The sequence below is a fragment of the Bdellovibrio sp. BCCA genome (genome assembly GCF_037996825.1).
GTDB lineage: Bacteria > Bdellovibrionota > Bdellovibrionia > Bdellovibrionales > Bdellovibrionaceae > Bdellovibrio.
Genome location: NZ_JBBNAC010000001.1, coordinates 3,696,669 through 3,721,463 on the forward strand (window position 1 = coordinate 3,696,669; position 24,795 = coordinate 3,721,463).

Genomic DNA, 24,795 nt, shown 5'->3' on the forward strand with positions numbered 1-24,795 from the left:
AACCCCTCTGAAAGATTTTATCAGCTGCAATTTTTTCTCTATCAGTGATACCATTTATGGAAAGAACTGGAACGTTCTTTTTAGAAAGAGGCACGTTAAATAATGATACCGCAAGTCCAATACGGCGAACGATTCAATACCTTCTCTCACGCTCTAGGAGCATTTCTTACGCTTATTGGTTCGGTTCTTTTGCTTTATCTTGCGGCCTACAAACAAGATACGTGGCGTCTTTTTTCATTTGGAATTTACGCTGTGACGACAGTCGGCCTTTACTGCATTTCCACTATTTATCACGGCTCTAGCGGGCAAAAAAAAGACTTCTTCCGCAAACTTGATTACATCGGAATTTATTTAAAGATCGCAGGCAACTACACGCCGTATGCAATTTTAGCATTGCGTGGAAAAACAGGCTGGGCGGTTCTTGGAGTTGTTTGGGCTCTCGCCGTCGTTGGAATTTTGTGGGAACTTGTTGTCGCTCCGAAAAATCGCAGCATGTCTTTAGCAATTTATGGAATTATGAGTGTCACCGTTCTTCCCGCACTCAAACAATTGATGGACGCTGTTCCTCCAATGGGATTTGCGATGATCATGGCGGGATTTACTTCTTATGCGATCGGCGTTTATTTCTTTTTCAACGACGAAAAAATCAAACACGGCCACGGCATGTGGCATCTTTGCGTAATGGGCGGAACCGCATTCCAGTACCTTTGCGTTCTGCTTTATCTCACTTAAATTTTTTGGAAATTAAGACCCTAGAAACTACAAAACCCGCATCTAGCGGGTTTTAAAATGGTGGCTTGAGACGGAATTGAACCGCCGACACAAGGATTTTCAGTCCTCTGCTCTACCAACTGAGCTACCAAGCCACGGAAATCAAGAGACCAAATGTGTATCTTTTGGCCCCTATGATGTCAACAATTAGGCTTTATCAAAGGCAGATTTTAAATCAGCGAGTAGATCATTCAGGTCTTCAACTCCTACAGAGAGGCGAATGAGCGAATCATCAATACCCAGAGCCTTACGATTCTCTGGCGGAACGGAGGCATGCGTCATAATTGCAGGGTGTTCTATCAAGCTTTCAACCCCACCTAAGCTCTCGGCCAAAGAAAAAACATTCACATTTTCCAAGAACTTACGAGCCGATTCCAAGCCGCCCTTGATGTAGAACGTGATCATGCCGCCGAAACCATGCATTTGTTCTTTCGCCAAAGCATGTTGAGGATGACTTTCAAGACCCGGATAAAGAACTTTTTCCACTTTCGGGTGAGACTCCAAGAATTTCGCAACGGCCATCGCGTTTTCCTGGTGCGCCTTCATACGAAGAGGCAAAGTTTTCAAACTTCTTAAGCACATGAATGAATCAAACGGACTTTGCGTTCCACCCATACCATTGCTTAAGAACGCCATTCTTTCTGCAATATCTTCACGAGACGTCACTGCAATACCGCCAACCACGTCACTGTGACCACCGATATATTTTGTAGCGGAGTGAACAACGATGTCTGCTCCCAATTCCAATGGTCTTTGGAAGTAAGGACTCATGAATGTGTTATCCACAGCCACGATGATCCCTTTTGTTTTCGCAATCGCTGCGATTCTTTTGATATCAACAAGTTTTAAAGTAGGATTCGTCGGAGTTTCAAGCCATACCAATTTTGTATTTGGTTTTACGGCTTTCTCAAAGTTTTCTACTTTTGTTAGATCCACGAATGAAAATTCCATTCCATCGTGTTTCAAAATTTTATCGAACAAACGGAAAGTTCCGCCGTACATGTCATCCATCGCGACAACATGGTCGCCCGCTTTAAGTAGATGCAAAACTGTTGTCGTCGCTGCACAACCAGAAGCGAATGCGAAACCGTACTTACCGCTCTCAAGACTTGCCAAGCAATTTTCATAAGCGCGGCGAGTGGGGTTGTGTGTGCGTGTGTACTCCCAACCTTTGTGCACGCCAGGTGATTCTTGTACATAAGTCGAGGTCAAATACACAGGAGTCATGATCGCCCCTGTTGTTGGATCAGGAGCTTGTCCTGCGTGAATAGCACGTGTTGAAAAACCTAGGTTCTCTGTTACTTTTTTCATCTCACACCTATTTTTTAGAAAGATTTTTTAAAGCATCCGCTGCTGAAATCACGCGGTTGAATGCATTTTTCGTGTCTTCAGCTTTTAAGAAGCCATTTTCGATCATCCAAGTGTCGTTAAAGGCTTTGCTCAAATATTGACGACCACTGTCAGGGAAAATCACAACGATGTTCGATGGTTTTTCCATTTTTTCAGAAGCTTTGATTGCAGCAACTAGTGCCGTTGCGCTGGAAGGACCTACCAACAGGCCTTCTTCAGACACCAAACGACGAGTCATCGCAAATGCTTCCGGATCACTTACGCGAATGAAACCATCATAAATATCCAAGTGAACGTTTCCAGGAAGCATGTCCTCCCCGATTCCTTCCACTTTATAAGACCCAGGAGGATCGACGATCTTTTTATGATAATAAAGATCATACAAAATACTGCCGATCGGATCTGCACAGATCACTTTCACGTCTGATTTGTGTTCTTTTAAATATTTCGCACAACCCGAAAGAGTTCCGCCTGTTCCCGCGCCACCCACAAGCATGTCGATCTTTCCATCCATTTGCTTCCAAATTTCTGGACCTGTCGTTTGATAATGACGAGTTGGGTTATCAGGATTGAAGAATTGGTTCACCAAGAAAGCTCCCGGAGTTTCTTCAGCGATTCTTTTTGAGACGGAGTAGTGACTCATTGGATCTTCAGGTTCCACCATCGGTGTGATCACCACTTGAGCGCCATACGCACGCAAGATCGCACGTTTTTCATCGCTCATTTTTTCTGGCATTACGAAAATACATTTATAGCCTTTAACAGCTGCTGCCAGAGCCAATCCCACACCTGTGTTTCCGGAAGTGGCTTCAACGATGACGCCGCCTGGTTTTAGATCGCCTCTTTTTTCGGCCTCTTCAATCATCGCTACGGCCACGCGGTCTTTAATGCTGCCACCTGGGTTGAAGTACTCAACCTTCGCGAAAAATTTGTGCTTAGAGCCTTTTGTGACGTTGTGAAGAGCCACCATCGGAGTGTTTCCGATAGTATCCAAGATCGAATTATAGATTTGTGACATGATTTACTATCTTTCTAAGTCTTTTCTTCTGTTGGAAGGAAGAATAACTGAATTCATGGACTGCAAAACTGTATTCATTTGAGTCATCGGGTCCACAGAATAGGTCATACCAAGTTCGGTAGTAAGCTGCTTTACAAGTTGACGGCTGGGTTGATCCTTCATCAACTCATCCACCAATTTCGCAAGAGCGGCTTTCTTTTTATCGAGCTGTGCCATGGCTTATCCTCCAACAGGGCCACTCTATCACCCCCCTCCGAAAGAGTGAAAAAAATTTTTCAGCAGCGGTCCAAAAAGGAGCATCAAAAAGGCGGGAAATTGAAATAATAAGAGCGGGATGAGCATTATAAATGGCAGTTGTGCAATTTTATTTGTGATTTCCTCATGACATGCCTCCACCATTTCTTCTTCTAAGCGCATTAAAACGCCGTGGATGGACTCACCGCGAAGTCCGCGCTCCAAAATTTGCAAAAGAGTGCGCCGATGCAGCGAAACCACGGCCTGCAAGCATTCGCGGGTGTCTTGTCCCTGTTGTAATAGCGCAAGCCAGCGAGTGACAACCGTTGCAAATTCACCTTCGCCCTTTTTTATATATTGAAGAACACCTTGTTTGACCGATTGACCCTTTTCAATGGAGCGTTTTACGCACATTAAAAGCTCTAGTGGTGGTGCTATACCTTCCATTTCATCCTCCTCCCCGTTAAAAATATCCACAAAAGACCGCTGATAAAGATTATGAAGGACATCAAAATAAGATTTCGGTGGTCCTTAAATCCAAATTGCACAATTACAAAAGTTAGAAGCGCAAGATAAAGCGCGGTGACAATTATCGCCTGCATTTTTATTTGCTGCGTGACCTGTCCAGACCTACGTCGAAAATCTTCGAGCATCTTATATTCTCTGCGAAGCGCGCGAACTTGTTCCACGCAACGAGTTTGCGAGCGATCAATTTCCAAAAGCTCTTCGCGGAAATCCTTGAGCAGAGCGGATTTCATGGCGATGACATTTTCCGACATCGCCAGTGATTCAAAAACTTCCATGAGTTGAAGGCGCACCCAACCGGTTTGATTTTCGATCGCAGCATGAAGAGAAATGCGGAAAGATTTTCCCGTTTGCAGCCCCAAGATCACGCAATCAAGCAACGGAATCAGTGCGCTTCGCAGTCTTTTTAATAAGAAAAAACGCAAAATGTTTGGAAAAAACTTTAAAGTTATTAAAAGAATGCCGATGAAAAGCCAGCATGTGGCGGCGGAGGTGCTGCTGAACGTGATGAAGCAGATCAAAACAAGGTTTGAAGTCGAAAGAAGACGAACCAATTGTTGAGAGAACGCGAAATCGCGCGCCATGATTGAAAGAATTCGATGAACGAGCATATGTCCGAGCATCGAAATCGAAAAAACAATAAGCAAAGGGCACCTCCATGAACACGAATGCTCGCAAAAAATATGCAAGGTAAATTTTTTGTTGACGGCGCTGGTCGAATTGTGAAGACTTAAGGTAAGTAAAGTTTTTAAGTTAAGAAACAACAACAACGTTTGCATCCTAGGAGGAGCACATGGCAAAGAAAGCAGCAAAAAAAGCTACTAAAAAAGCAGCTAAGAAAACTACTAAGAAAGCCGCTAAGAAAACTACAAAAAAAGCTACTAAAAAAGCTTCTAAGAAGTAATTCTTACGGAACTAGTTTAGTTCTTAACGAAAACCCCAGAGGAAACTCTGGGGTTTTTTTATTTCCGGATATCGACCGGAGATCCGCTGTGGGAGCGGGTTCTACGACGGACGTCGTTTCACTGAACCGCCTCTATTTGATTTGAATTTCACACGAAAAATTTTGCTTCGTTGGTTGAATCCTGAATTGCGTTGCAATTCAGGATTGGAAAGTATTTTGGGTTCCATGCTGCTTTGGAGTGCCGGTGACCCTTTTTAATGAAAGGACCTAGAAGTAGTAAATCGCTCCAACAGAACCATTTGGTAACAGCATTGAGCGATTTATTTCGTACATCGCCGTCAATTCACCGAAAAAGGAAATGCCTGCGAAGTCGCCAGAAAGCTGGTTGTACTGCAAACCGAGTGACGCATTCACAAAATCCGTGCCAAAACGGCCTTCTTTTTTCTCATTATCGCTCAAAACACGGTCCAGAATGTTGGATTTGCTAAGGTCATCACCTCGTCCACGTGAATTATACCACCGTGAATAACCCACAGAAGTGTATGGAGCTAAATAGTCGCCATCAAAAGCATGTTTCCATGCAAGTTGAAACGAATTATATCCGGGACCTGTGCCGAATCCCGCAAGAACTCCATCAGCATCTTCGAAATTAAGTTCCATATTAAATCCGACGACGCCCAAAGTTCCACCCACAGCCATGCCCGCACCGACTTTACGGTCCGCGCGCATTTTTAATGTGGAAGGATAAGAGAAGCTGTTTGTGCCGGAATAATAAGTGTTCGTTGCACCCGGAATGGAATGAAGATCGACATTTTTATTTGTTGGAGCTGGTGCTGGCGCCGTCATCGCAGAATTTCCGCCACCTTCTTCAATCACAATCGCACCTTGATGAGGAAGATTGTCAGGGTCTACCGCTTGTTGATTTTGATTGCGCATATTGCGGCTGTATTCCACTTCGATAGAGCGGGATTTTGCCTTGATCGTGTTGGGATCAGAACCCAGGTTCAGGGTTGCAGCTTGGGCTTGCGTCAAGCCAAGGAAAAGAATGGCTCCCCCGAAACACGCTGAAAGTTTAAACATAGGACCTCCCTTTTACGGAGATCTAAAAAATGCGGGCTTTTACGCCTTCTTCTTGGAAGAACTTTTTAAGTGCGGGACCATCAAGAGGTTCCAATCTAAAAAGGAGCTTATGAACGAGGTCATAAGTTTCTTCCGCTTTCTTAGATCTCAAGTTGTTTGTCATGTACGCCATGTCATCGCTGATTTTGACCGCATTATCAAGCAATCTAGCCACTTCACGATTTTTTGTCGTTTTATCTAAAAGCGCCAGAGTTTTATTGAAGTTTGTCGTAAGTCGATCCAGCTGTTGGATCATATTCGTCACGGATCCTTCGTTTTTTTCCACCAAATCAATAATTTTTCCGGCCAATCCGTAACTTTGCGAGATCAATTGATCAATTCTTGGAGGATCTTCACCGCGAACATAATCTCCGGCAGAAAATTCGGAAGCTTCTGCTGTTCCCGGAGAGATTTCCAGAAACTTTTCCCCAATCACACCGGCTAAGTTGATGAAGAATTTGGAATCTTTACGGACACTGGTCCAGGCTTTTTTATCAATCGTGATTGTCAGGCGCAGTTTCACTTCTTCACCGTTGGCCATTTTATAAGACGGATCAAAAGTGATCGCTTTTACTTTGCCCACTTTAATTCCCATCACGCGAACAGGAGAACCTTCTTCGATACCACCGGCATAGTTGTACATGACGTTGAGTTCTTTTGCGTTTGAGAATGGAGAAATGAAACCCATGAAGTAAGCAAACACCACAATCAGTGCCACCGAGACAAGAGCCAGCAAACCCACCTTGGTTTCAACCTTCATACAACGTCCTTCTGACCGGTCACGCCGGATTAGTAAAGATAGCTAAAAGTATAAGATAAAATAAAATCAATCACAATAATTGCAATCGAAGCCACGACCACAGTGTTAGTTGTCGCGCGTCCCACACCTTCTGCACCCGATTCACAACGAAATCCATAGTAACAAGCGACGAGAGGAATCACTCCACCGAAGCAAGCGCCTTTAATGGTCGCAAAAATAATATCTTTGAACTGCACAAAGCGATGCATAGAGGTCAAAAACATCGAAGGAGTGTATCCCAAGTAGGACTGACTCACGGCCATTGCCGCAAAGATGCACGTCATGTTCGCAATCACCGTGAGCATCATGCCGCCAAGAACACAGGCCAAAAATCTTGGGACAACGAGGTAATTCACAGGATCAATACCGAGCATTTTTAGTGCATCGACTTGTTCTGTGATTTGCATTGTTCCTACTTCAGAAGCATATCCAGCGCCCACCCGTGAGGTAAGAAGCAACGCTGTTACGACCGCACCCAGTTCTCTTAAGATAAGCAATGCTGCAAACCCTGGAACCATAGAGTCGTTTTGAATCACCAGTTTCATATGAAACGACGACTCAAGAATTGTAACTACGGCTGCAAAAGAAACGCAGAAAACAATGATAACTAAGCTTTTATTCGCAACAAAATGGAGCTGCTGGAAGAACTCTTTTCTACGAAAAGGAGGCATAAAAAGACCAGTCAAAGTTTCTGCAATAAGAGCAATCATGAGCGATATCCTCTTATCATTGTCAGAACAATTTCACCGATAAAACTTGTGAGCCAATCCATCACCACAATACAAATCATTGTCGCAACAGCCGTGGAGACGACCGAACGTCCTACGCCTTTTGCTCCGCCTGATGTTGTAAAACCTTTGTAAGTGCAAATGGTCGCAAGCACGACAGCAAACGCAAAACATTTAATAAGACCATTTAAAATGGAAATCGGGCTTACGATCAACGGCACATGACGGAGATATTCTTCAAAATTAACTCCGGCAAAAGCTTGTCCCATCAGCATTCCACCAAAGACGGACATTATAAGGCCTGCTCCGAGTAGAAAAAAACTTGAAATAATAATGCCGATAAATCTTGGAACAATGATTTCTTGAAGAGGATCAGCCCCTAAGCAGCGAACTGCGTCGATTTGCTCTGTTACGCGCATGGTTCCTAGTTCGGCAGATGTAAATGCACCGACTTTTCCGCTGAGCATGAAGGCAATTAAAAGAGGTCCTACTTCGCGGAATGTTCCGCTGGTGGCAAGGCCACCCAGGTAGCCAAGAGCACCGAACTCTTTCATTTGCATAGCAAATTGCACCGTCATGATGGCGCCCACAAAAAAACCTGCCATCGCTGTATTTGCAAAACTGTCGGCTGTGACTTTCCAAATCTGCTCGAAGACTTCGTGCGATTTGATCTTCTTCACAAACATTGTTCTCAGGATTTTTTGCAGAAAAAGGAGTGCGCCCCCGATTTCATCTAAAATAGATATGAAAACGGTCATGCGCTAAAAACCTCTGCTAAGAAATCTTTCACCAGAGGATGTTCCGAGCGTTTTAATTCTTCAGGCGTTCCCAGCGCAACAATTTGTCCTTTATCAAGAACCACAATCCGATCGGCGATGGAAAGCGCACAATTCATATCGTGACTGACCACCATGGATGTTGTTTTAAGCTCTCGTGAAAGATCATAGATCAATTGATTCACGGCTGTTGTCGTGACCGGATCTAGACCTGTGGTGGGTTCATCGAACAAAAGTATTCTGGGCTCTAAAGCCACCGTACGTGCAAGACTCACACGCTTTTGCATTCCGTAAGAAATTTGCGCGGGTTTTTTCTTTTCAATGCCAGCAAGATGCACAAGCTTTAAAGCCTTTGTGACTTTTTCGCGAATGGTTTCTTCGTCCAATTGATAATGGCGACGAAGTCCAAAGGCTACATTTTCGTAAACTGTAAGAGAGTCAAAAAGAGCGGGATGCTGAAACACCATTCCGCATTTTTTGCGGATAGGAAGATATTGTTCTTCGCTGAATTTTGAAACTTCTTCGCCGTCGATCCAGATTTCTCCCTCGTCAGGAGTCATCAGCCCTACAAGATTTTTTAGAAGGACGGATTTACCTGTCCCGGATGTCCCCAAGATGAAAATGATTTCGCCCTCATGGATTTTTAGACTTAATCCATTAAGAACTGTTCTTGTGCCAAATCTCTTAACGAGGTTCCTAAATTCAATCACCTAGTTATGTTAGATGGGCTCAAGATCGTGGGTCAACTCACAATATGGATCATTCGCACTTCTTCACTGCTACTTTTACGAATTCATTTCTATCAAGATAACTGCGAGGATTGGTCATGACACCGCATTGACCGAAGCCTTCAAAGTAAACTGTCAGTCCGCCGTTTCGCCATTGATCAATTTTATCAACAATAAGTGAACTCATGTTACCTTCTGCGGATTCAAAAGAACATTTTCTCCCCGGAACGGGTGAGGGTTGATTGCGTGTGGGATTGCTCAAGCTTTGCGCCATGCAATTTCTTAAGTTTTCACGAATGACTTGAGCGCGCTGATAAACTGCCGGCAAAGTGTAGTTTGTTCCGTTGTAAAGTGCATCGTAATACTCTTTGGGATAGACACCGCCCGATTTGAAACTCGCGTCTCCGCGGCAAAAAGCGTAACGGGCTTCTCCGATTTCAAGGCCAAAATAAGTTTAGAAATCTTTTGAAGCCCCATTGTAATACAGACTTCCAAACGCGTTTTGCTGTGACGTTGGATCGTGAAGCAGTGATTGAATGGTTGCAAACTGAGTTCCTTCAAACGCCGTGTCTGGATAATCAGTGGGCGAACACTGAATCAGGCGCGCTAAAAGTTGCTCTTTTGTTGGCGGAATATAACCCGACGGATCACTTTTGTTGGGAACCGAGCACCCTGCTGCCATGATATTTAAAAGCTCTTCTGCTTTTCTAGAAAGAAGAGGTGGAGGGTTCACAGCCTCTGTCGAATTGCAGCTTAAACAAGATAAAACATTTTCACCCGCAACGGAGCATGTTCCACTTTTAAGAACCATTGTCGGTTGCGGTGCCAAAACAGGAGGAGTGATTGACGGCACAGACAGCCGGCCTTCCGACTGATTGCTAGAAAAGAGCAGCTGATTATTGCATCCCACTAAAGAAACCGAACTTGCCATCACCACCGATACGAACAGATCACGTGATCTCATAACGTCCTCCAAGTGGGCTTGTTTTCAAAGTCTGTTCCTATATGTGAGCCAATAATTTTTCTGCAAACCCTTGTTTCATTGGTAAAAATTCAAAATGAGACGAACGCGAGTGTTCGCTTTTTTGTAGAGAACTTTTAAAGTGTCGATCTTGGCGACGGTTCTTCGAAGATTGATAAGAAATTTAACGTGCGCCGAGCTTACAAATAATTTTTTGCAACACGAGTTTCCGTTTTCAGAGGGAAAATGCCGCTATTTTTCGGCAAAGTTATAGACACTGCGATGGTCGTTGATCTGTTTTTTAAGCTCTTTCAAAAGATCCCGAGCCAGTTTTGGATTTTTCAAATGAATGTAGAGTTGCGGATGAATTTTTACATCTTCGACAAGCCAATTTCCCGTTCCAAGTAAAATTTCTTTTTCATCCTTAATAAGATATTTTGAGTGTGTAAAAAGATGACCGGGACCGAAATGAAGATCGGTAATTCCGGCTTTTATGAGCCTCATGGCCGTATCACGTGTGCGCCGCACGTACCAAAGAGCAAAACTGTTATGATGATGAATAAAGCCTGAGATTTTGATACCTCTTTGAGCCGCGCGAATAAAAGCCTTTTCAATCTCAGAATGAATAAAGAAGTAAATCGAAAAATCCAAAGAGGTTTTGGCCGTATCAATCATTTCAATAAGGACGTCTTTAAAATCTCCATCGGCCAACATCGGTGAATCAAGTTTGATTTCTCCGTGATGTCCACCGTTCCAAAGATGCATGAAGTATTGATCAAATACTTGAGCGGTGTGCGGATCATCGATGAGTAAATTTGTCTCGTAGTTTTTAAGAATGCTTTGATTTGTTAAATTGGTTGAACCAAAAAGCAGATAGCGATTGTCGACGCAGAAACCTTTAGCATGGGTTGAACCATACATGATTTCTATTCCCGCTTTTTCCAGAAAATCGACCGTGGTTTTATTGCGGGTCACGGTTTCTCTGAGCCCCTCGACATAAAGACGAATGGAGATCTTCTTGCCATATTTTTTCTTAACTTCGACGAGTTTTTCGGCGATTTTATAAGGAGCATTTTTTGTGGATAAGATTCCTTTGGCACTGCCAATGGCAAACGAATAAGCCAGAATATCAATGTTTGAACGCGCCCGATCTAGAAGATCCAAAAGAACCGGCAAATAAGCTTCATTTAAAACAAGTTTTATATCTGTTTTTTGTGCCATTTAATCATATCCAGACTGGAAAATTTGTTTAAGTTTTGTAAGAGGCAAAGTGTTTATGACGTCTTTCTTTTCAAGCCATCCGCGACGAGCCTGACCGACTCCATATTTCATTAGGTTTAGCTGATTGACGCTGTGAGAATCCGTGGAGATCGCGATTTTGACTCCCAGGTCTTTCGCCATTCGGCAAAGAATGTCTGAAAGATCCATCCGCTCTGGTTGAGAATTAAGTTCCAAGACGACGGATCGCTCTTTGGCGGCTTTCATGATTTTTTCGATATTCATTGCGGAAGGTTCGCGTTTTCCGATCAATCTCCCTGCCGGATGCGCAAAGATTCGAAGGTGGGGATTCTCCATCGCGCGCAAAATACGGTCGGTTTGTTTTTGTGACGACAGTTGAAAATACGAATGAATGGCGCCGACTGTGTAGTCTAATTTTTCTAGAACATCATCGGGTAAATCAAGACGGCCGTCCTCAAGAATATCCACTTCGACGGATTTTAAAATCGTTATCCCCTGAATTTCTGCATTCAATTTATCAATCTGATCGATCTGTTTTAAAAGCTGCTTTTTATCGAGACCGTGCGCTACCGCCATTCGGCGAGAATGATCCGTGATCCCGATGTAAGCGTAGCCCAGTTTCTTAGCAGCCAAGGCCATCTCTTTTAAAGAGTTGCGCCCGTCGCTAGCCGTCGTATGCATGTGCAAATCACCTTGCAGATCTTTTATCTGAATCAGATGGGGTAGCTGTCCTTTCAGTGCCGCTTCGATCTCCCCTCTATTTTCCCTTAACTCAGGCTCGATGTAGGGAAGCTTTAGGAGTTCATAGATTTCTTCTTCTTTTGCAGAGACAATGCTTTTTTCGCCTTTGAAAACTCCGTACTCATTGATCTTAAGACCCCTTTTTAAGGCTCTCGCACGCAAGGCGATGTTGTGTGCTTTTGAGCCCGTAAAATAAAGCAAAGCGGCTCCGTAACTGTTGTTATCAACGACGCGAAGGTCGACTTGCAAACCGGATTTCAAATTCACCGTAGATCGTGTTGAACCCTTTGAAATGACTTTTGCGATATTTTCAAATTTTAGAAAATGCTCCATGACCGGCTGGCTTTTTTTCGCCGTCACCAGAATATCAAGATCTGCGACGACCTCTTTTCTTCGTCGGAAACTCCCCGCCACTTCCAGTTTTTGTAGACCCGGTGCCTGCGAAAGATAGCGCGATAATAAATTTGCGGCCTCTTCCGCCTCTAAGAGCAAAACATGTTTTTTCTGTTCTTGTTGAATTTTTTTAATACCTTCCAGAATTTCCGCACGCGTTTTTTCTCCGAACCCGCGCACCTTCAGGATTTCATTGCTTTCAGCTACTCTTTGCAGATCTTCAAGGCTTTTGATTCCCAATTTTTCATGCAGAATTTTGACCCGTTTGGGTCCCAGCGTGGGGATTTTTAAAAAATCCAATAAGAACTTCGGCGTTTTTTCTGCGGCTTCATCGAAAGCTTGCAAGTGTCCTGTTTGCACAATCTCTTCAATTTTTGAGGCGAGATCTTTTCCTATGCCGGGATATTCGTAAAGTTTTCCGTGAGCCTCAATCACGTCGGCAACATTCTGCGAAAGTTCTATCAGAGTGCGCGCTGCTGTTCGATAGGCGCGAATGCGAAAAGGATTGGCTCCTTGAATTTCAAGAAGATCCGCCAGCTCATTGAATGTCTGTGCCACTTCCGCATTTTGAATCGCCATAGAATATTCTTCGCGGATCAACCGCTAAGAATATTAAGCCATTGTCGTAAGAGGACCCTCAAGAAGACCTCTGACAAACTGGTGCACGCGCGGGTCTTTGTGATTTTGTGTTTCTTCAGGAGTTCCAGTGATGATGAGTTGTTGGTCCATCACAACACCGATGCGATCTGCCATTTGGTAAGCGCGATTCATGTCGTTCGTAATCGCCACAATCGTCGAACCTTTTTCAGCTTTGAGTTTCAAAATGAGTTCGATGATTTTTTTCGAAGTGATCGGATCAAGTCCCGCTGTCGGATCATCGTAGAAAATAATCTCTGGATCTAGAGCCAGCGCTCTAGCAATTCCGAGGCGCTTTTGCATCCCACCGCTGATTTCATCGGGATAAAGATCGCGTGCGTGCGGAATTCCGACCACATCCAAGAAAGTCTCAGCTCTTTTTGTTATTTCCCATTCCGTGAGTTTTGTGGTCTCGCCTAAAGGAAAGCTGATGTTTTCAACGCAGGTCAATGAGTCAAAAAGAGCGTTCTTTTGAAACAAAATTCCCATCTTTTTAAGCAGCGGCAAACGCTCTTTGGGACTTAGCGTCATCCACTCTTTCTGTTCGATAAAAACTTTGCCATTCTGCGGAGTTATCAAGCCTGACATGGTTTTTAGCAAGGTCGTTTTGCCCTGCCCGCTCGGACCCACAATTACGAAGGACTCGCCAGCGGCAATATTGAGATTCACTTGCTTTAAAACAACATGATCTTCAAAGGCCACCGTAATGTCTTGCAGGCTGATGATGCTCATCGGGTCGTCCAGTTCTTGCTCTCTAAGGTCTCTGCGCCGAGCAGTAAATCTTGTTTCTATATATGATTTGATATTGAATGTGTCATCGAACGCAAGTTTTAAATTTTTCCATTCATTTTGAAGCCTTAAGGAGATTAGTCATGGCTCACAAAAGAAATAAAATTGCCGTTATCGGCGCAGGATTCGTAGGTTCAACAACTGCTCACTGGGCAGCTCAAAAAGAACTTGGCGATGTTGTTATCTTGGACATCAATGAGGGCGCAGCTATCGGTAAGGCGTTGGATCTTGCTCAAGCAGGTCCGATCGAAATGTTTGATACAAAAATCAAAGGAACTAACAAGTACGAAGACATCGCTGATTCTGATGTTGTGATCATCACTGCAGGTATGCCACGTAAACCAGGCATGAGCCGTGACGAGCTTGTTGGTATCAACGCGAAAATCGTAAAAGATGTTTGCGAAGGTGTTAAGAAGTACGCTCCAAATTCATTCGTGATCGTTGTTTGTAACCCAATGGACGTTATGGCTGTTTACGCAAAACAAATCTTGGGCTTCCCTCGTGAGCGCGTTCTTGGAATGGGCGGTTGCTTGGATTCAGCTCGCTTCCGTGAATTCATCGCTGAAGAGTTGAACGTGTCTGTGAAAGACGTAACTGGTATCGTTATCGGTAACCACGGTGACGCGATGATGCCTCTTGTTCGTCAAGCTTCTGTATCTGGTATTCCTCTTACAGAACTTCTTCCTGCAGATAAAATCGCAGCGATCGTGGCTCGTACAAAACAAGCGGGTGCTGAAATCGGCGGCCACTTGAAAACAGGTTCTGCTTACTACGCTCCTTCTCGTGGCGCCGTTGAAATGGCAGAAGCCATTCTTAAAGATCAAAAACGCGTTCTTCCAGTAGCTGTTGAGTTGACTGGTGAGTTCGGTGTTAACGAAGGTTTGATGGTTGGTGTGCTTGCAACTATCGGCGGAAAAGGTATCGAAAAAGTTCACAAGTTCGAAATGAACCCAGCTGAACAAGAAGAATTCAAAAAATCAGTAGACGCAGTTCGCACACTTGTTTCTGCTCTTAAAAACGTTCAGTAGTCTGGAGTTATCAAGATGAATATTCATGAGTATCAGGCCAAAGAGATCCTCAGAAAATTTGGAGTGGCGACTTTAAAAGGTAAAATCGCTCACTCCCCTGAGGAAGCTGTGGCTGCAGCAAAAGAAATCGGTGGAAGTCTTTGGGTCGTTAAGGCGCAAATCCACGCTGGTGGCCGCGGTAAAGGCGGCGGTGTTAAGATCGCAAAAACTTTGGATGAAGTGGGCGAGCTTACAAAAAAAATGATCGGCATGACTTTGGTGACTCACCAAACAGGCCCTGAAGGTAAAGTTGTTCAGAAAGTTTACATCGAACAAGGTTGCAACATCGCTAAAGAATACTACGTTGCTTGCTTGATCGACCGTGCAACTGGAAGAGCGGCAATGATGGCTTCTTCTGAAGGTGGCATGGACATCGAAGAAGTGGCTGAACACAATCCAAATGCGATCAAGAAAGTAGATATCGATCCAACAATCGGTTTGGCTGCTTTCCAAGCTCGTCAATTGGCTTTCGATATCGGCATGTCTCCTGAGATCGTCAATAAAGCTGTGAAGTTCTTTACAGGTCTTTACAACGCGTTCATCACGACAGACTGCTCGATTGCTGAAATCAATCCGCTTGTCGTGACTAAAGAAGGTGATGTTCTTTGCTTGGATGCGAAAATGAACTTCGACTCCAACGCTCTTTACCGTCATCAAGACATCGTTGAGATGCGCGATTTGAACGAAGAAGAACCTTCTGAGATCGAAGCTTCTAAATTTGACCTTGCGTTCATCAAGCTTGATGGAAACATCGGCTGCCTAGTGAACGGTGCGGGTCTTGCGATGGCGACTTTGGATATTATTAAACTTCACGGCGCTTCTCCTGCGAACTTCTTGGACGTAGGCGGCGGTGCTAATAAAGAAAAAGTAACAGCGGCTTTCAAAATCATCCTTAAAGATCCAAACGTAAAAGGGATCTTGGTGAACATCTTCGGTGGTATCATGAAATGTGACATCATCGCAGAAGGTGTGGTTGCAGCTTCTCGCGAATTGGGTCTGAAAGTTCCACTTGTTTGCCGCCTTGAAGGTACAAACGTAGAACTTGGTAAGAAAATCTTGAAGGAAAGTGGTTTGAACATCACTCCTGCAGATGACCTCACAGATGCTGCGAAGAAAATCGTAGCGGCAGTTAAAGGACAATAACGATGGCTATTCTTATTAACAAAGACACAAAAGTTATCTGCCAAGGTTTCACTGGCGCCCAAGGCACTTTCCACTCTGAGCAAGCGATTGCTTACGGAACTAAGATGGTTGGTGGTGTGACTCCGGGTAAAGGTGGCACAACTCACATCGGTCTTCCTGTTTTCAACACAGTTCACGATGCGAAAGAAAAAACGGGCTGTAACGCTTCTGTTATCTTCGTTCCACCTCCATTTGCAGCAGACTCTATCATGGAAGCTGTTGATGCTGAGTTGGATCTTGTGATCTGTATCACTGAAGGCATTCCAGTTTTGGACATGGTGAAAGTAAAGAAATTCATGCAAGGAAAGAAAACTCGCTTGGTAGGTCCAAACTGCCCGGGCGTGATCACTCCTGGCCAATGTAAAATCGGTATCATGCCTGGTCACATCCACATGCCAGGTCGTATCGGCGTTCTTTCGCGTTCTGGCACATTGACTTACGAAGCCGTTGGTCAATTGACAGCATTGGGACTTGGCCAATCTACTTGCGTAGGTATCGGTGGTGACCCAGTGAATGGAACAAACTTCATCGACGTTCTTGAAATGTACAATAAAGATAAAGACACTGACGCCGTGATCATGATCGGTGAAATCGGTGGTTCTGCAGAGGAAGAAGCTGCGGATTACATCAAGCGCGAATTCAAAAAACCAGTCACTGCATTCATCGCGGGTGCGGCAGCTCCAGCGGGTAAACGTATGGGCCACGCCGGCGCGATCATCAGCGGCGGCAAAGGCACAGCAGAAGCGAAGTTCGAAGCTTTGTTGTCTGCAGGTTGCAAAATTTCTCGTTCACCTGCTGATATGGGTGTGACGTTGAAATCTATGTTGAAGTAATTCTTCGACTAGAAAAATCTTTAAGATTTGAAAACCCGCGGTGGAGACATCGTGGGTTTTTTATTTTGAAGTTGCGCCGTATTTCTTGAAAATCGCCTCAAGTTTTCCATTGGCTTTGATTTTATCAATGGCGGCGTTAAGTTCTTTTTCTGTGACACGTCCCTTACGACTGATTGAGCATACCACCGGATATTCCTGCATGAAAAGTCGCTCGCGGTTGATTTCAAACTTGGGATTTTCCAGCTTAAAATAATCGATGAAGAGTTCATCTGTAACGACATAAGAAAGTCGTCCATGAAGAAGCTTTTTTAGGTTGGCCTCTTCACTGGGACTGTCTTCTCTTTTAAGCTGCTTTGACTCGAAAAGGGGATCTAATTTTGGATACACATACTGCAAGATTGTTCCGATCGTCTTCCCCTTAAGATCACTCACCTTTTTTGGCATTGGTGCCGGCCCAAGAATCACTTCTCTTTTAGTGAAAAGTGGTTTTGAAAAATCCAAGGCATCTTGGTTGCTCGCCCACGCCTTGCTAGTATAACAAAGAACATCCATTTGACCTTTAAGGAGATAACCATCAAGACGGTAACGAGTGATGAGACTTAGCTCTGCTTTTCTTCCCATGGCTTCTGCAAGGGCCACTGTGTAGTCGGCAACGAGACCTTTTGTCTCTCCGACTTTGCCGCTATATAAGAGCGGCGGCGCTAAGCCCGCAGGCAATCCTCCGCGTAGAGCTGTCTCGTCAGCAAATGCGAAAATAGACATTGTTGATATGAGGAAGGCCAATACTAAAGCGGTTCGCATTGAATCAGAGTGCCGCAAAAGCCGACGATTATCAAAAAATTTATCACGTATGAAATCAGTGGGTCCTAGGGGGGATCCTGACCAAATCAGAACAATAAACGCCATGTAAACTTCACAACCGCACTACTCTTTCGGGCGTTCGCAATGTACAAAGCCCCATCAAAACAAATGGAGGTTTTTGTGAAGTCGGTTGCTTTCGTTGTCCTTTCTTTATTCCTTTCTGCATCTAGTTTCGCTGAACAGCTCGAATTGCCTTTAGAGCCAAGACAATGCGTGACTCTTGATCAGGCAAAAACGGCTTTGAATAATTATCTTTCTCCGCTTGTAGGTCGCTCTTTGAATGATGATTTTTATTGGATCATCGACGGCGAATTTATCCTTACAAAAGACGACGTGAAACGTGCGTTGAAGTCTTTAAGCTGGGATTCAAAGTCTTTCAAATATCAGACGGCTGCCATTGTTGACGGTTACTGTGCTGCTGGCGCTTCATGCTGGGGTTGGTACACTGTGGACTGCGCTGGAAAGATCGATGCCCTCGTTGATGGCGAAGACTAATTGGTGAAAATATTTCAGGGCTCCTGCTTCGGAGCCCTACACTCCCTGTCAAAGAGCAGAATATGATTGTCTTGTGTTGCGCCTTCGTAATTAAACTGGGGCATGAAGACATACATTCTTGCAATGTTCACATTTCTGCTTTCAATTTCTGCAAATGCTTACACGCCCGATTGGTCTGAAGGCACACTGATTCCAGAAGGTGGCCGCGAGAATATCTATCAGTGGTCCGACACTGACTTTCTTCACTACAAAAATCAAGGCAAGATCCACACCCAGATTTATCCTGTGACTGTGACGGGAATGCTGCCTCCTTATGCTCCGATTAAAAAACTGATTGATGAAGACTCCAACAATCCATTTAAAAAATGGCTGCAAGGAATTCTTCAAGGAATCAGCGGATATAAAACATTTAACGACGTCCTTAAAAACTTAGGTCTTCACCCTTATCCAAAACAAACAGACGACGGCGTTTATTCTGTTCCATATCCCAACAATATTCGCCCCGATGAGTTGATGGGTTTTGGTCTTATTGAAAGAAATGGCGCCAAAGGCTTTACATTTAGCTGTGCGGCCTGCCACTCAAGCAACCTTTTTGGTAAAACAGTTCTCGGAATGACGAATCGTTTTTCTAGAGCCAACGAGTTTTTCATTAAAGCAAAAAGAGTCATGGCCGTTTCTGATCCGCTTATTTTCCAAGCCTACACGGGCGCAACGACGGCGGAAAGAAAACTTCTTGAAGAGTCGATGGGAAATTTGCGATTCGTGTCTTTAAAGCAGCCGATCGCTTTAGGACTTGATACGTCTTTGGCTCAAGTGAGTCTCTCACTCAATCGTCGTTCTAAAGATCCTTATGCAAGTTACAGCGAATGGTATGCAACCTTCCCTCGTCATGATGCGATCTTGGATAACAACCCTGCCGATTCGAAACCTGCGGTGTGGTGGAATTTAAAATATAAAAATCGCTGGCTTTCTGACGGAAGCGTTTTGAGCGGCAATCCTATTTTCACCAATATTATTTGGAATGAAATCGGTCGTGGAGCTGATCTGGTCAAACTTGAAAAGTGGCTTGATGAAAATAGCCACGTGATTGAAGAACTTACGACGGCTGTATTCTCAATCCAGGCGCCCCTTATCACTGACTTTATTCCTGCAGAAAAAATTGATTTGGGTCGCGCAAAACTAGGCGAGCAAGTTTTCAATACAAACTGTGCGAAATGCCATGGTCACTATGACAAGGCTTGGAATGTGGCAGGTTCGGAAGCGCTTCCACTCAAGGACCAACTTAAGACTGTGCAAGTTCGCTACAAAGAAAAAACTCCTGTGGTGGATGTCGGTACGGATCCCTATCGCCGTCTTGGAATGAAGTCTTTGGAACAACTCAATGATTTGGCGATCTCTAAAAAGAATGGCATCGTGATCAAAGCCCAACCCGGTTATGTGCCGCCGCCACTTGTGGGTATTTGGGCAAGATGGCCTTACTTCCACAATAACTCCATTCCAAATCTCTGCGCGCTTCTTACGCCTTCTCAAAGAAGACCTGTGGCTTACTACTCTGGAGAAGCCAACAATCCGGCGACAGATTTTGATCTTGAGTGCAACGGTTACCCATTGGGAGATAAGACTCCGAAAGTATGGATGACCCGTGACCATTATTTTGACACTCGCAAAAAAGGCCTGAGCAATGCTGGCCATGACGAGCGTATTTTCATCAAAGACGGCAAAGAGATTTTGTCTAAAGAAGATAAAAAGAACCTCATCGTCTTCTTGCAAACCCTATAGAAATCAACATTTTCCCCGGGCTTATCCACGGGGAAAATGTCATGTCGATCCTTTAAACAGCCTAAGAATTCTTTTCTGAAAATATTTCGGAGGCCCACCGTTATCAGCGGTTGTGATAAAACCTCCCATATGACAAAGACATTCGCCTTTATCATCACAGCTGCGCTTTTTTTAGGTTCTCTGACGACCCTTGCGGCTGAAGAAAACCAATACTCTCGCGGTCTCATTATCGCCGTAGACACTCGCGATCATGCGCAGTGTGAGATGGCGCAAAAAACTGTGCAAGGTATGACAACGGCCAAGGTCACTCAAGTCTGTGCACAAGACGGTCGCAATCCTTATGCGGTGATCATTATCACAGTACCTATGAGCGAGTTCGATTATTCAAATGCGACATCGCCTGCCTTTGGTGCGAAGGTTTCATTAACAGCCATCAACAACCCGCAATTGGGAACAATGTTTATTTATCCGCGTGCTCATTATACGGATCAATACTTCCACGTGATGTCCCGTCGAGAAAAAGCCAGCATCACTATTTTTAGACAAAGTGATTTCGGCGATATGGATTTCCGCCGCGAGAATGCTTTGTTGTTGGCGTTCCTTTTAAAATCGAATTCGAGTCAACAGACTTCAAAAAAGATCGCGTCTTCAGTGGGTAAGAGATTAGTTTTTAATCGCGGATCTTTTGATATGAACGAATCTCAGTACCGTTCTCAGGCAACAAAGGCCGCAAGTATTATGGATTCTATCAATGGCACCATTCAGGACGCCATCAACACGGATCGCGCCTCTCTTAACCTTTTCATGCCACCTAAGACGTGCCGCAAGGACACAGGTCCTTGTCCCAACGGTGACGGTTACGGCTTCGGTTTAAGCGTCACAATTCGCTTCTAAAATTTGCATATATAGCCCGCAGCAGCAATAGTCGTTGACAGTCGACCTAGCGAGCCTTTATTTAATCTCCTCCGGGAGATCTAAGATGAAGAAATTATTGGTTTTTGCCCTGCTTGCGGCAAGTCCAGCAATGGCTGGTAGAATGGACGAAATTGTTATCATGACGCTTGAAAGTGTCGAGGCCACTTTGGGTCTTGCAGGCGGTCCTGAGTTTCCGTTCACAGTTAAGTACCAAGATTTCACCAAAGCGGCTCCAGGTCGCGATCTAGCGGTGAAAACGGAAATCGTTGTTCCTAACCAAGATGGAACAAACCAAGAGTGGACATGTGTCACTCAATTCGTTAAAACTCCCACGTTCTTTAAAGTTTCAGAAACAGATTGTAATTAACAAGGAGATACCATGGCTATCGAACAAACATTCTCAATCATTAAGCCAAACGCAATGAAGAAAAACGCGATCGGCGACATCATCAGCATGTTTGAAGCAAACGGTTTGAAAATCGCTGCTGCAAAAATCACTATCCTTTCTAAAGCTAAAGCTGAAGAGTTCTACGCTGAACACAAAGAGCGTCCTTTCTTCGGTGAGCTTGTTTCTTTCATGACTTCAGGCCCAGTTTGCTTGATGTGCTTGCAAGGTGAAAACGCAGTTTTGAAAAACCGCGAAATCATGGGTGCTACTGATCCTAAGAAAGCTAATCCTGGAACAGTTCGCGCTAAATTCGGTGACAACGTTGGTGAGAACGCAGTTCATGGTTCTGACTCTGCAGCTTCTGCAGCTCGCGAACTTGCTTTGTTCTTCGAAAAACAAGAAATCTGCAACGTATAGTTCTAAACTGAAATTGCGATATTAAATGTCTGCAAAATCAAACAAGGGGGGAGCGCAAGCTCCCCTTCTTGGTTCAAAGATCAGATTGAATATTGAGAAACTCGCCATTGGTGGTGCTGGAGTCGCTCGACACGAGGGCATGGTCGTCTTCGTTCCTCAAGCAGCGCCCAATGAAGAAGTTCTTGCCGAAGTGACTTTGGTCAAAAAAAATTTCGTCGAAGCCAAGCTCGTTGAAGTTTTAAAACCCAGTCCTTTTCGTCGTGAACCGCCTTGCCCTGTCGCCAATGTCTGTGGCGGTTGCAACTGGCAACACATCACTGAAGATGAACAGCGCCGACAAAAAGAAAAACTTGTTCTTGAGACTATTCAAAAATTCAACCGTGGGGTTGAGTTTGAATATCTTCCGATTCAGGAAAGTCCGCGTGTTTTAAGATACCGCAACCGCATTCAGCCAAAGTTTAAACACAACCGTTTTGGTTTTTTTGCACGCAATTCTCACGACATTGTTGAGATCAACGATTGTCCAATTACGGAAAGTGCGCTCACTGATAAGTTCGACGAAGTGAAGGCGTGGTTGAAAGAAAAAAACTCTAAGGATCTGCAACGTCTTGAGATGTACATCTCGGAGGAAGGTCCTGTTCGTTATGGGCTTATCAACGAAGATGATGACGGAATCGGCTTTTCTCAGGTCAATCGCTTCCAAAATGAAGACCTAATTCACACGGCTTTATCGTGGGCGGGTGAGGAAAAGTACGAGCAGGTGTTCGATCTTTATGCCGGGTCCGGAAACTTCACTTTTCCTTTTGCTCAAAAATATCCCGAAGCTCAAATCACGGGTGTGGAATTAAACCCTAAACTTGTCGAACGAGCAAAATCTCGCATTCAAAGTCAGCGTGTGAAGTATTTCCTTTCAGACGTAGAAAGCTACATGCGCAGGGCTTCTATCGGAAAACAGGACCTGGTCCTGCTCGATCCGCCTCGCGCTGGAGCTAGCGAGCTTATTATGCGTACACTCGCAGCGGCTCAGCCAAAAAAGATCATCTACATCAGCTGCCATCCGGTCTCTTTAGCGCGTGATCTTAACTGGTTCTTTGCTTGGTCACAGAAACTGGGCACTCGAATGAAGCTCACTCGGGTTCAAGCCTTCGAGATGTTCCCGCAGACCGACCATGTTGAGACTATTGCAGAGCTCAGGGTTGACTCTTAGTCTTCAAATGATACCTTTTTAGCATGCGTAAATGGATTCTCGCACTGTGCACACTTTCCATGCTGAGCTGCGCCGTTTTATCGGGCTGTGCCACTTGGGGAGAAGATAAAAAGAAAGCCGATCTTCACCTTCGTTTGGGAACTTCTCAACTCGAAAGTGGCAACTATCCCTACGCTCTTCGCGAGCTTCTTGAAGCCGAAAAATTGGATTCAGAAAATCCGGTCACGCAAAACAACCTAGGCCTCGTCTACTTTTTCCGCGAACGCTATGATCTTGCAGAGAAGCATCTTCGTAAAGCGATCGCGATGGATGAAAAGTACACGGAAGCCCGCAACAACCTTTCGCGCGTTTTGATCGAAGAAGCTAAATACGCGGAAGCTGAAAAAGAGTTGCGCGTTGTTTTAAACGACCTCACTTATCCAAGTCCCGACAAAGCGTACATCAACTTGGGGCTCGCGAAATTTAATCAAAAAGATTACGTCGCTGCTCGCAATGCTTTTTCAAAAGTGCTGAACAAAAATCCTGATGATTGTATTTCTAGCACATACTTCGGTCGCACGTTTTTTGAGACTGAAGATTATTCTAGAGCGGCAGAAACTTTGGATCGCGCAATCGGTTTCTGCCAAAAGAATTTGTACGATGAACCTCACTACTACAGTGCCTTGGCTTACTACCGTCTTGGCGAAAAATCGAAATCGGTGGCTCGCTTTGAAGAGTTGATTAAGTACTATCCGGATGGGAAGTACCGTGAGAAAGCCAAAGGAATGCTCAGCTTGATTCGAAAGGGACATTGATGAAAAAGACTGGTGAAATTTTAAAGAAAGCCCGCGAGGAAAAAGGCCTTTCTCTTCATGAAATTGGTCTTTCTTTAAAAATTAACAGCAAGGTTTTAAAAGCCATCGAAGAGGGCGACGATGCTCATCTTCCGGCGAAGACTTTTTTACGTGGCTTTGTACAAAGTTACGCAAACTTCCTTCATCTTGATTCCGAAAAAGTTCTTGAGGTCTTTTATGAAGAGATGGGTTCGACTCGTCCGAAGCCTTACATCCGTCCTCACGATGGTGAAAAAGCGGAAGTAAAAGAAGAAGCTGCGACAACGACAGCAACGTCGGCTCAGGCCTCCACATCCACTGCAACACCTGCTGCGAAAACAGAAACTTCTGAAGCCACTGTGACTCCGATTCGCAAAGCGACTCCTCCGCCAAGTTCTTCTGATGGAATGCAGTCTTTGCGTGAAAATAAATCGAGCAAAACGATTATCATTGCGGTGATTGGTGTGGTCCTTGTTGGTCTGATCCTTTTCACTAAGAAAATGATCGATAAGTATTCAAAAGAAGCTGAAGTGCCAAGTGGCGAGGTGGCGCAAACAATTGAAGGTGCTACTCCAGTTACTGAGGAAACTCCAACTCTGGTTGAAAATGAATCCGCAGACAAAAAAGAAACAACAAGCCCTCTTGGCAATTTGACAACGGCTCCAACACCTTCGGCTCCGGCTTCATTGCCTTCGCCAACACCTACTCCGGTAAAACCAATGACGGCAGCCACTCCAGTTGCGACTCCAACTCCGTCGCCGACTCCGGTGACCAAACCAAGTCCAACCCCAACACCTGTGGCAAGTCCTTCACCTTCTCCAACGCCTTCAGCAACACCTGTTGCAAGTCCATCGCCAACACCAACACCGAAGCCAACTCCAAAAGAGGAAAGCAATAAACCTGTTGAGTTGATTGTGGAAGCTTTGGATACAGTGGAGATTGAATACGCTTCTCCAACTGGTAAACCGCAAAAAATCAAACTTTCGGCGGAACAAGTTCATACTTTCAAAAGTAAGAGTGGTTTAAAAATTAATTTCTCTAACGGTGGTGCCGTAAACTTGATCCTGAATGGAAAAGAAGTCGGCATTCCGGGAGACCTTGGTAAACCTATCAAGTTGAGCTACTAAG

The 24,795-nt window shown here is 44.6% G+C and carries 28 protein-coding genes and 1 tRNA gene; 12 read left to right on the forward strand and 17 right to left on the reverse strand.

What is annotated here, in order from left to right; all coding sequences use genetic code 11:
- Nucleotides 1-102 precede the first annotated feature (102 nt).
- A complete protein-coding gene (trhA, locus tag AAAA78_RS17925) occupies nt 103-732 on the forward strand; it encodes a PAQR family membrane homeostasis protein TrhA (protein ID WP_340593507.1) in 630 nt (209 codons plus the stop codon).
- A 58-nt stretch (nt 733-790) separates the two neighbouring features.
- Here the strand turns inward: trhA and AAAA78_RS17930 are convergent.
- The 16 genes from AAAA78_RS17930 to AAAA78_RS18005 all read right to left on the reverse strand — a co-directional run bounded on the left by AAAA78_RS17930 (nt 791) and on the right by AAAA78_RS18005 (nt 13,654).
- Nucleotides 791-866, reverse strand: a tRNA-Phe gene (locus AAAA78_RS17930).
- A 52-nt stretch (nt 867-918) separates the two neighbouring features.
- Nucleotides 919-2,082, reverse strand: a complete 1,164-nt coding sequence (locus AAAA78_RS17935) for a cystathionine gamma-synthase (protein WP_340593508.1) — start codon at nt 2,080-2,082, stop codon at nt 919-921.
- 7 nt (nt 2,083-2,089) lie between these two features.
- A complete protein-coding gene (locus AAAA78_RS17940; RefSeq protein ID WP_340593509.1) occupies nt 2,090-3,139 on the reverse strand; it encodes a PLP-dependent cysteine synthase family protein in 1,050 nt (349 codons plus the stop codon).
- Nucleotides 3,140-3,145: 6 nt separating this feature from the next.
- On the reverse strand, nt 3,146-3,355 hold the full coding sequence (locus AAAA78_RS17945; protein ID WP_295901026.1) for a hypothetical protein: 210 nt from the start codon (nt 3,353-3,355) through the stop codon (nt 3,146-3,148).
- Between the two features lie 27 nt (nt 3,356-3,382).
- Nucleotides 3,383-3,820 carry a type II secretion system F family protein gene (locus AAAA78_RS17950; RefSeq protein ID WP_340593510.1) on the reverse strand — a complete coding sequence of 146 codons (438 nt, stop codon included), beginning with the start codon at nt 3,818-3,820 and terminating at the stop codon, nt 3,383-3,385.
- Complete coding sequence (locus AAAA78_RS17955) at nt 3,808-4,545, reverse strand: hypothetical protein (RefSeq protein WP_340593511.1); 738 nt, start codon at nt 4,543-4,545, stop codon at nt 3,808-3,810. Before AAAA78_RS17955 ends, AAAA78_RS17950 begins: the two co-directional genes overlap by 13 nt.
- A gap of 524 nt (nt 4,546-5,069) precedes the next feature.
- Complete coding sequence (locus AAAA78_RS17960; RefSeq protein WP_340593512.1) at nt 5,070-5,882, reverse strand: hypothetical protein; 813 nt, start codon at nt 5,880-5,882, stop codon at nt 5,070-5,072.
- A gap of 22 nt (nt 5,883-5,904) precedes the next feature.
- Nucleotides 5,905-6,681 (reverse strand): MlaD family protein, encoded by a 777-nt coding sequence (locus tag AAAA78_RS17965; RefSeq protein WP_340593513.1) that lies wholly within the window; start codon nt 6,679-6,681, stop codon nt 5,905-5,907.
- 29 nt (nt 6,682-6,710) lie between these two features.
- On the reverse strand, nt 6,711-7,430 hold the full coding sequence (locus AAAA78_RS17970; RefSeq protein WP_295901020.1) for an MlaE family ABC transporter permease: 720 nt from the start codon (nt 7,428-7,430) through the stop codon (nt 6,711-6,713).
- Complete coding sequence (locus tag AAAA78_RS17975; protein ID WP_340593645.1) at nt 7,427-8,134, reverse strand: ABC transporter permease; 708 nt, start codon at nt 8,132-8,134, stop codon at nt 7,427-7,429. Before AAAA78_RS17975 ends, AAAA78_RS17970 begins: the two co-directional genes overlap by 4 nt.
- 68 nt (nt 8,135-8,202) lie before the next feature.
- The gene (locus AAAA78_RS17980; protein WP_340593514.1) at nt 8,203-8,934 is read right to left on the reverse strand and encodes an ABC transporter ATP-binding protein; all 732 of its coding nucleotides are present in this window, start codon (nt 8,932-8,934) and stop codon (nt 8,203-8,205) included.
- A gap of 49 nt (nt 8,935-8,983) precedes the next feature.
- On the reverse strand, nt 8,984-9,139 hold the full coding sequence (locus AAAA78_RS17985) for a hypothetical protein (RefSeq protein WP_340593515.1): 156 nt from the start codon (nt 9,137-9,139) through the stop codon (nt 8,984-8,986).
- A gap of 267 nt (nt 9,140-9,406) precedes the next feature.
- Nucleotides 9,407-9,916, reverse strand: coding sequence for a hypothetical protein (locus AAAA78_RS17990; protein ID WP_340593516.1), 510 nt, complete (start codon nt 9,914-9,916; stop codon nt 9,407-9,409).
- A gap of 249 nt (nt 9,917-10,165) precedes the next feature.
- Nucleotides 10,166-11,134 carry a phospholipase D-like domain-containing protein gene (locus AAAA78_RS17995; protein ID WP_340593517.1) on the reverse strand — a complete coding sequence of 323 codons (969 nt, stop codon included), beginning with the start codon at nt 11,132-11,134 and terminating at the stop codon, nt 10,166-10,168.
- Nucleotides 11,135-12,865 (reverse strand): DNA polymerase/3'-5' exonuclease PolX, encoded by a 1,731-nt coding sequence (gene polX / locus AAAA78_RS18000; protein WP_340593518.1) that lies wholly within the window; start codon nt 12,863-12,865, stop codon nt 11,135-11,137.
- 33 nt (nt 12,866-12,898) lie between these two features.
- Nucleotides 12,899-13,654: an ABC transporter ATP-binding protein gene (locus AAAA78_RS18005; RefSeq protein WP_340593519.1), complete on the reverse strand. Its 756-nt coding sequence runs from the start codon at nt 13,652-13,654 to the stop codon at nt 12,899-12,901.
- A 140-nt stretch (nt 13,655-13,794) separates the two neighbouring features.
- Between AAAA78_RS18005 and mdh the strand changes: the two genes are divergently transcribed.
- Genes mdh through sucD form a run of 3 tightly spaced genes read left to right on the forward strand, consistent with a single transcriptional unit; the run spans nt 13,795 to nt 16,793 of the window.
- The gene (gene mdh / locus AAAA78_RS18010) at nt 13,795-14,739 is read left to right on the forward strand and encodes a malate dehydrogenase (protein WP_295901011.1); all 945 of its coding nucleotides are present in this window, start codon (nt 13,795-13,797) and stop codon (nt 14,737-14,739) included.
- Between the two features lie 15 nt (nt 14,740-14,754).
- Complete coding sequence (gene sucC, locus AAAA78_RS18015; protein WP_340593521.1) at nt 14,755-15,921, forward strand: ADP-forming succinate--CoA ligase subunit beta; 1,167 nt, start codon at nt 14,755-14,757, stop codon at nt 15,919-15,921.
- Nucleotides 15,922-15,923: 2 nt separating this feature from the next.
- The gene (sucD, locus tag AAAA78_RS18020; RefSeq protein WP_340593522.1) at nt 15,924-16,793 is read left to right on the forward strand and encodes a succinate--CoA ligase subunit alpha; all 870 of its coding nucleotides are present in this window, start codon (nt 15,924-15,926) and stop codon (nt 16,791-16,793) included.
- A gap of 60 nt (nt 16,794-16,853) precedes the next feature.
- Here sucD and AAAA78_RS18025 read toward each other — a convergent pair whose 3' ends face one another.
- Nucleotides 16,854-17,555 (reverse strand): substrate-binding periplasmic protein, encoded by a 702-nt coding sequence (locus tag AAAA78_RS18025; RefSeq protein ID WP_340593523.1) that lies wholly within the window; start codon nt 17,553-17,555, stop codon nt 16,854-16,856.
- A 219-nt stretch (nt 17,556-17,774) separates the two neighbouring features.
- Here AAAA78_RS18025 and AAAA78_RS18030 point away from each other — a divergent pair, with 219 nt between their 5' ends.
- The 8 genes from AAAA78_RS18030 to AAAA78_RS18065 all read left to right on the forward strand — a co-directional run bounded on the left by AAAA78_RS18030 (nt 17,775) and on the right by AAAA78_RS18065 (nt 24,794).
- The gene (locus tag AAAA78_RS18030) at nt 17,775-18,149 is read left to right on the forward strand and encodes a hypothetical protein (RefSeq protein ID WP_340593524.1); all 375 of its coding nucleotides are present in this window, start codon (nt 17,775-17,777) and stop codon (nt 18,147-18,149) included.
- A 102-nt stretch (nt 18,150-18,251) separates the two neighbouring features.
- Nucleotides 18,252-19,928: a c-type cytochrome gene (locus AAAA78_RS18035; protein WP_340593525.1), complete on the forward strand. Its 1,677-nt coding sequence runs from the start codon at nt 18,252-18,254 to the stop codon at nt 19,926-19,928.
- Nucleotides 19,929-20,057: 129 nt separating this feature from the next.
- Nucleotides 20,058-20,822 (forward strand): hypothetical protein, encoded by a 765-nt coding sequence (locus tag AAAA78_RS18040; RefSeq protein WP_340593526.1) that lies wholly within the window; start codon nt 20,058-20,060, stop codon nt 20,820-20,822.
- An 85-nt stretch (nt 20,823-20,907) separates the two neighbouring features.
- A complete protein-coding gene (locus tag AAAA78_RS18045) occupies nt 20,908-21,210 on the forward strand; it encodes a hypothetical protein (protein WP_340593528.1) in 303 nt (100 codons plus the stop codon).
- A gap of 12 nt (nt 21,211-21,222) precedes the next feature.
- Entirely contained in the window at nt 21,223-21,648 is a 426-nt protein-coding gene (gene ndk / locus AAAA78_RS18050) for a nucleoside-diphosphate kinase (protein ID WP_340593529.1), read from the forward strand.
- Between the two features lie 25 nt (nt 21,649-21,673).
- On the forward strand, nt 21,674-22,855 hold the full coding sequence (locus AAAA78_RS18055; RefSeq protein ID WP_340593530.1) for a class I SAM-dependent RNA methyltransferase: 1,182 nt from the start codon (nt 21,674-21,676) through the stop codon (nt 22,853-22,855).
- 23 nt (nt 22,856-22,878) lie between these two features.
- Nucleotides 22,879-23,649, forward strand: a complete 771-nt coding sequence (locus AAAA78_RS18060; protein WP_340593531.1) for a tetratricopeptide repeat protein — start codon at nt 22,879-22,881, stop codon at nt 23,647-23,649.
- Nucleotides 23,649-24,794: a helix-turn-helix domain-containing protein gene (locus tag AAAA78_RS18065; protein ID WP_340593532.1), complete on the forward strand. Its 1,146-nt coding sequence runs from the start codon at nt 23,649-23,651 to the stop codon at nt 24,792-24,794. Before AAAA78_RS18060 ends, AAAA78_RS18065 begins: the two co-directional genes overlap by 1 nt.
- The last annotated feature ends 1 nt before the right edge of the window (nt 24,795 follow it).

What these genes read in the sequence shown, in the direction of transcription:
- trhA (WP_340593507.1), top strand. Translation starts at nt 103, where the DNA reads ATGATACCGCAAGTCCAATACGGCGAACGATTCAATACCTTCTCTCAC.
- AAAA78_RS17935 (WP_340593508.1), bottom strand. Translation starts at nt 2,082, where the DNA reads ATGAAAAAAGTAACAGAGAACCTAGGTTTTTCAACACGTGCTATTCAC.
- AAAA78_RS17940 (WP_340593509.1), bottom strand. Translation starts at nt 3,139, where the DNA reads ATGTCACAAATCTATAATTCGATCTTGGATACTATCGGAAACACTCCG.
- AAAA78_RS17945 (WP_295901026.1), bottom strand. Translation starts at nt 3,355, where the DNA reads ATGGCACAGCTCGATAAAAAGAAAGCCGCTCTTGCGAAATTGGTGGAT.
- AAAA78_RS17950 (WP_340593510.1), bottom strand. Translation starts at nt 3,820, where the DNA reads ATGGAAGGTATAGCACCACCACTAGAGCTTTTAATGTGCGTAAAACGC.
- AAAA78_RS17960 (WP_340593512.1), bottom strand. Translation starts at nt 5,882, where the DNA reads ATGTTTAAACTTTCAGCGTGTTTCGGGGGAGCCATTCTTTTCCTTGGC.
- AAAA78_RS17965 (WP_340593513.1), bottom strand. Translation starts at nt 6,681, where the DNA reads ATGAAGGTTGAAACCAAGGTGGGTTTGCTGGCTCTTGTCTCGGTGGCA.
- AAAA78_RS17970 (WP_295901020.1), bottom strand. Translation starts at nt 7,430, where the DNA reads ATGATTGCTCTTATTGCAGAAACTTTGACTGGTCTTTTTATGCCTCCT.
- AAAA78_RS17975 (WP_340593645.1), bottom strand. Translation starts at nt 8,134, where the DNA reads ATGTTTGTGAAGAAGATCAAATCGCACGAAGTCTTCGAGCAGATTTGG.
- AAAA78_RS17985 (WP_340593515.1), bottom strand. Translation starts at nt 9,139, where the DNA reads ATGAGTTCACTTATTGTTGATAAAATTGATCAATGGCGAAACGGCGGA.
- AAAA78_RS17990 (WP_340593516.1), bottom strand. Translation starts at nt 9,916, where the DNA reads ATGAGATCACGTGATCTGTTCGTATCGGTGGTGATGGCAAGTTCGGTT.
- AAAA78_RS17995 (WP_340593517.1), bottom strand. Translation starts at nt 11,134, where the DNA reads ATGGCACAAAAAACAGATATAAAACTTGTTTTAAATGAAGCTTATTTG.
- polX (WP_340593518.1), bottom strand. Translation starts at nt 12,865, where the DNA reads ATGGCGATTCAAAATGCGGAAGTGGCACAGACATTCAATGAGCTGGCG.
- AAAA78_RS18005 (WP_340593519.1), bottom strand. Translation starts at nt 13,654, where the DNA reads ATGAGCATCATCAGCCTGCAAGACATTACGGTGGCCTTTGAAGATCAT.
- mdh (WP_295901011.1), top strand. Translation starts at nt 13,795, where the DNA reads ATGGCTCACAAAAGAAATAAAATTGCCGTTATCGGCGCAGGATTCGTA.
- sucC (WP_340593521.1), top strand. Translation starts at nt 14,755, where the DNA reads ATGAATATTCATGAGTATCAGGCCAAAGAGATCCTCAGAAAATTTGGA.
- sucD (WP_340593522.1), top strand. Translation starts at nt 15,924, where the DNA reads ATGGCTATTCTTATTAACAAAGACACAAAAGTTATCTGCCAAGGTTTC.
- AAAA78_RS18025 (WP_340593523.1), bottom strand. Translation starts at nt 17,555, where the DNA reads ATGTCTATTTTCGCATTTGCTGACGAGACAGCTCTACGCGGAGGATTG.
- AAAA78_RS18035 (WP_340593525.1), top strand. Translation starts at nt 18,252, where the DNA reads ATGAAGACATACATTCTTGCAATGTTCACATTTCTGCTTTCAATTTCT.
- AAAA78_RS18040 (WP_340593526.1), top strand. Translation starts at nt 20,058, where the DNA reads ATGACAAAGACATTCGCCTTTATCATCACAGCTGCGCTTTTTTTAGGT.
- AAAA78_RS18045 (WP_340593528.1), top strand. Translation starts at nt 20,908, where the DNA reads ATGAAGAAATTATTGGTTTTTGCCCTGCTTGCGGCAAGTCCAGCAATG.
- ndk (WP_340593529.1), top strand. Translation starts at nt 21,223, where the DNA reads ATGGCTATCGAACAAACATTCTCAATCATTAAGCCAAACGCAATGAAG.
- AAAA78_RS18055 (WP_340593530.1), top strand. Translation starts at nt 21,674, where the DNA reads ATGTCTGCAAAATCAAACAAGGGGGGAGCGCAAGCTCCCCTTCTTGGT.
- AAAA78_RS18060 (WP_340593531.1), top strand. Translation starts at nt 22,879, where the DNA reads ATGCGTAAATGGATTCTCGCACTGTGCACACTTTCCATGCTGAGCTGC.
- AAAA78_RS18065 (WP_340593532.1), top strand. Translation starts at nt 23,649, where the DNA reads ATGAAAAAGACTGGTGAAATTTTAAAGAAAGCCCGCGAGGAAAAAGGC.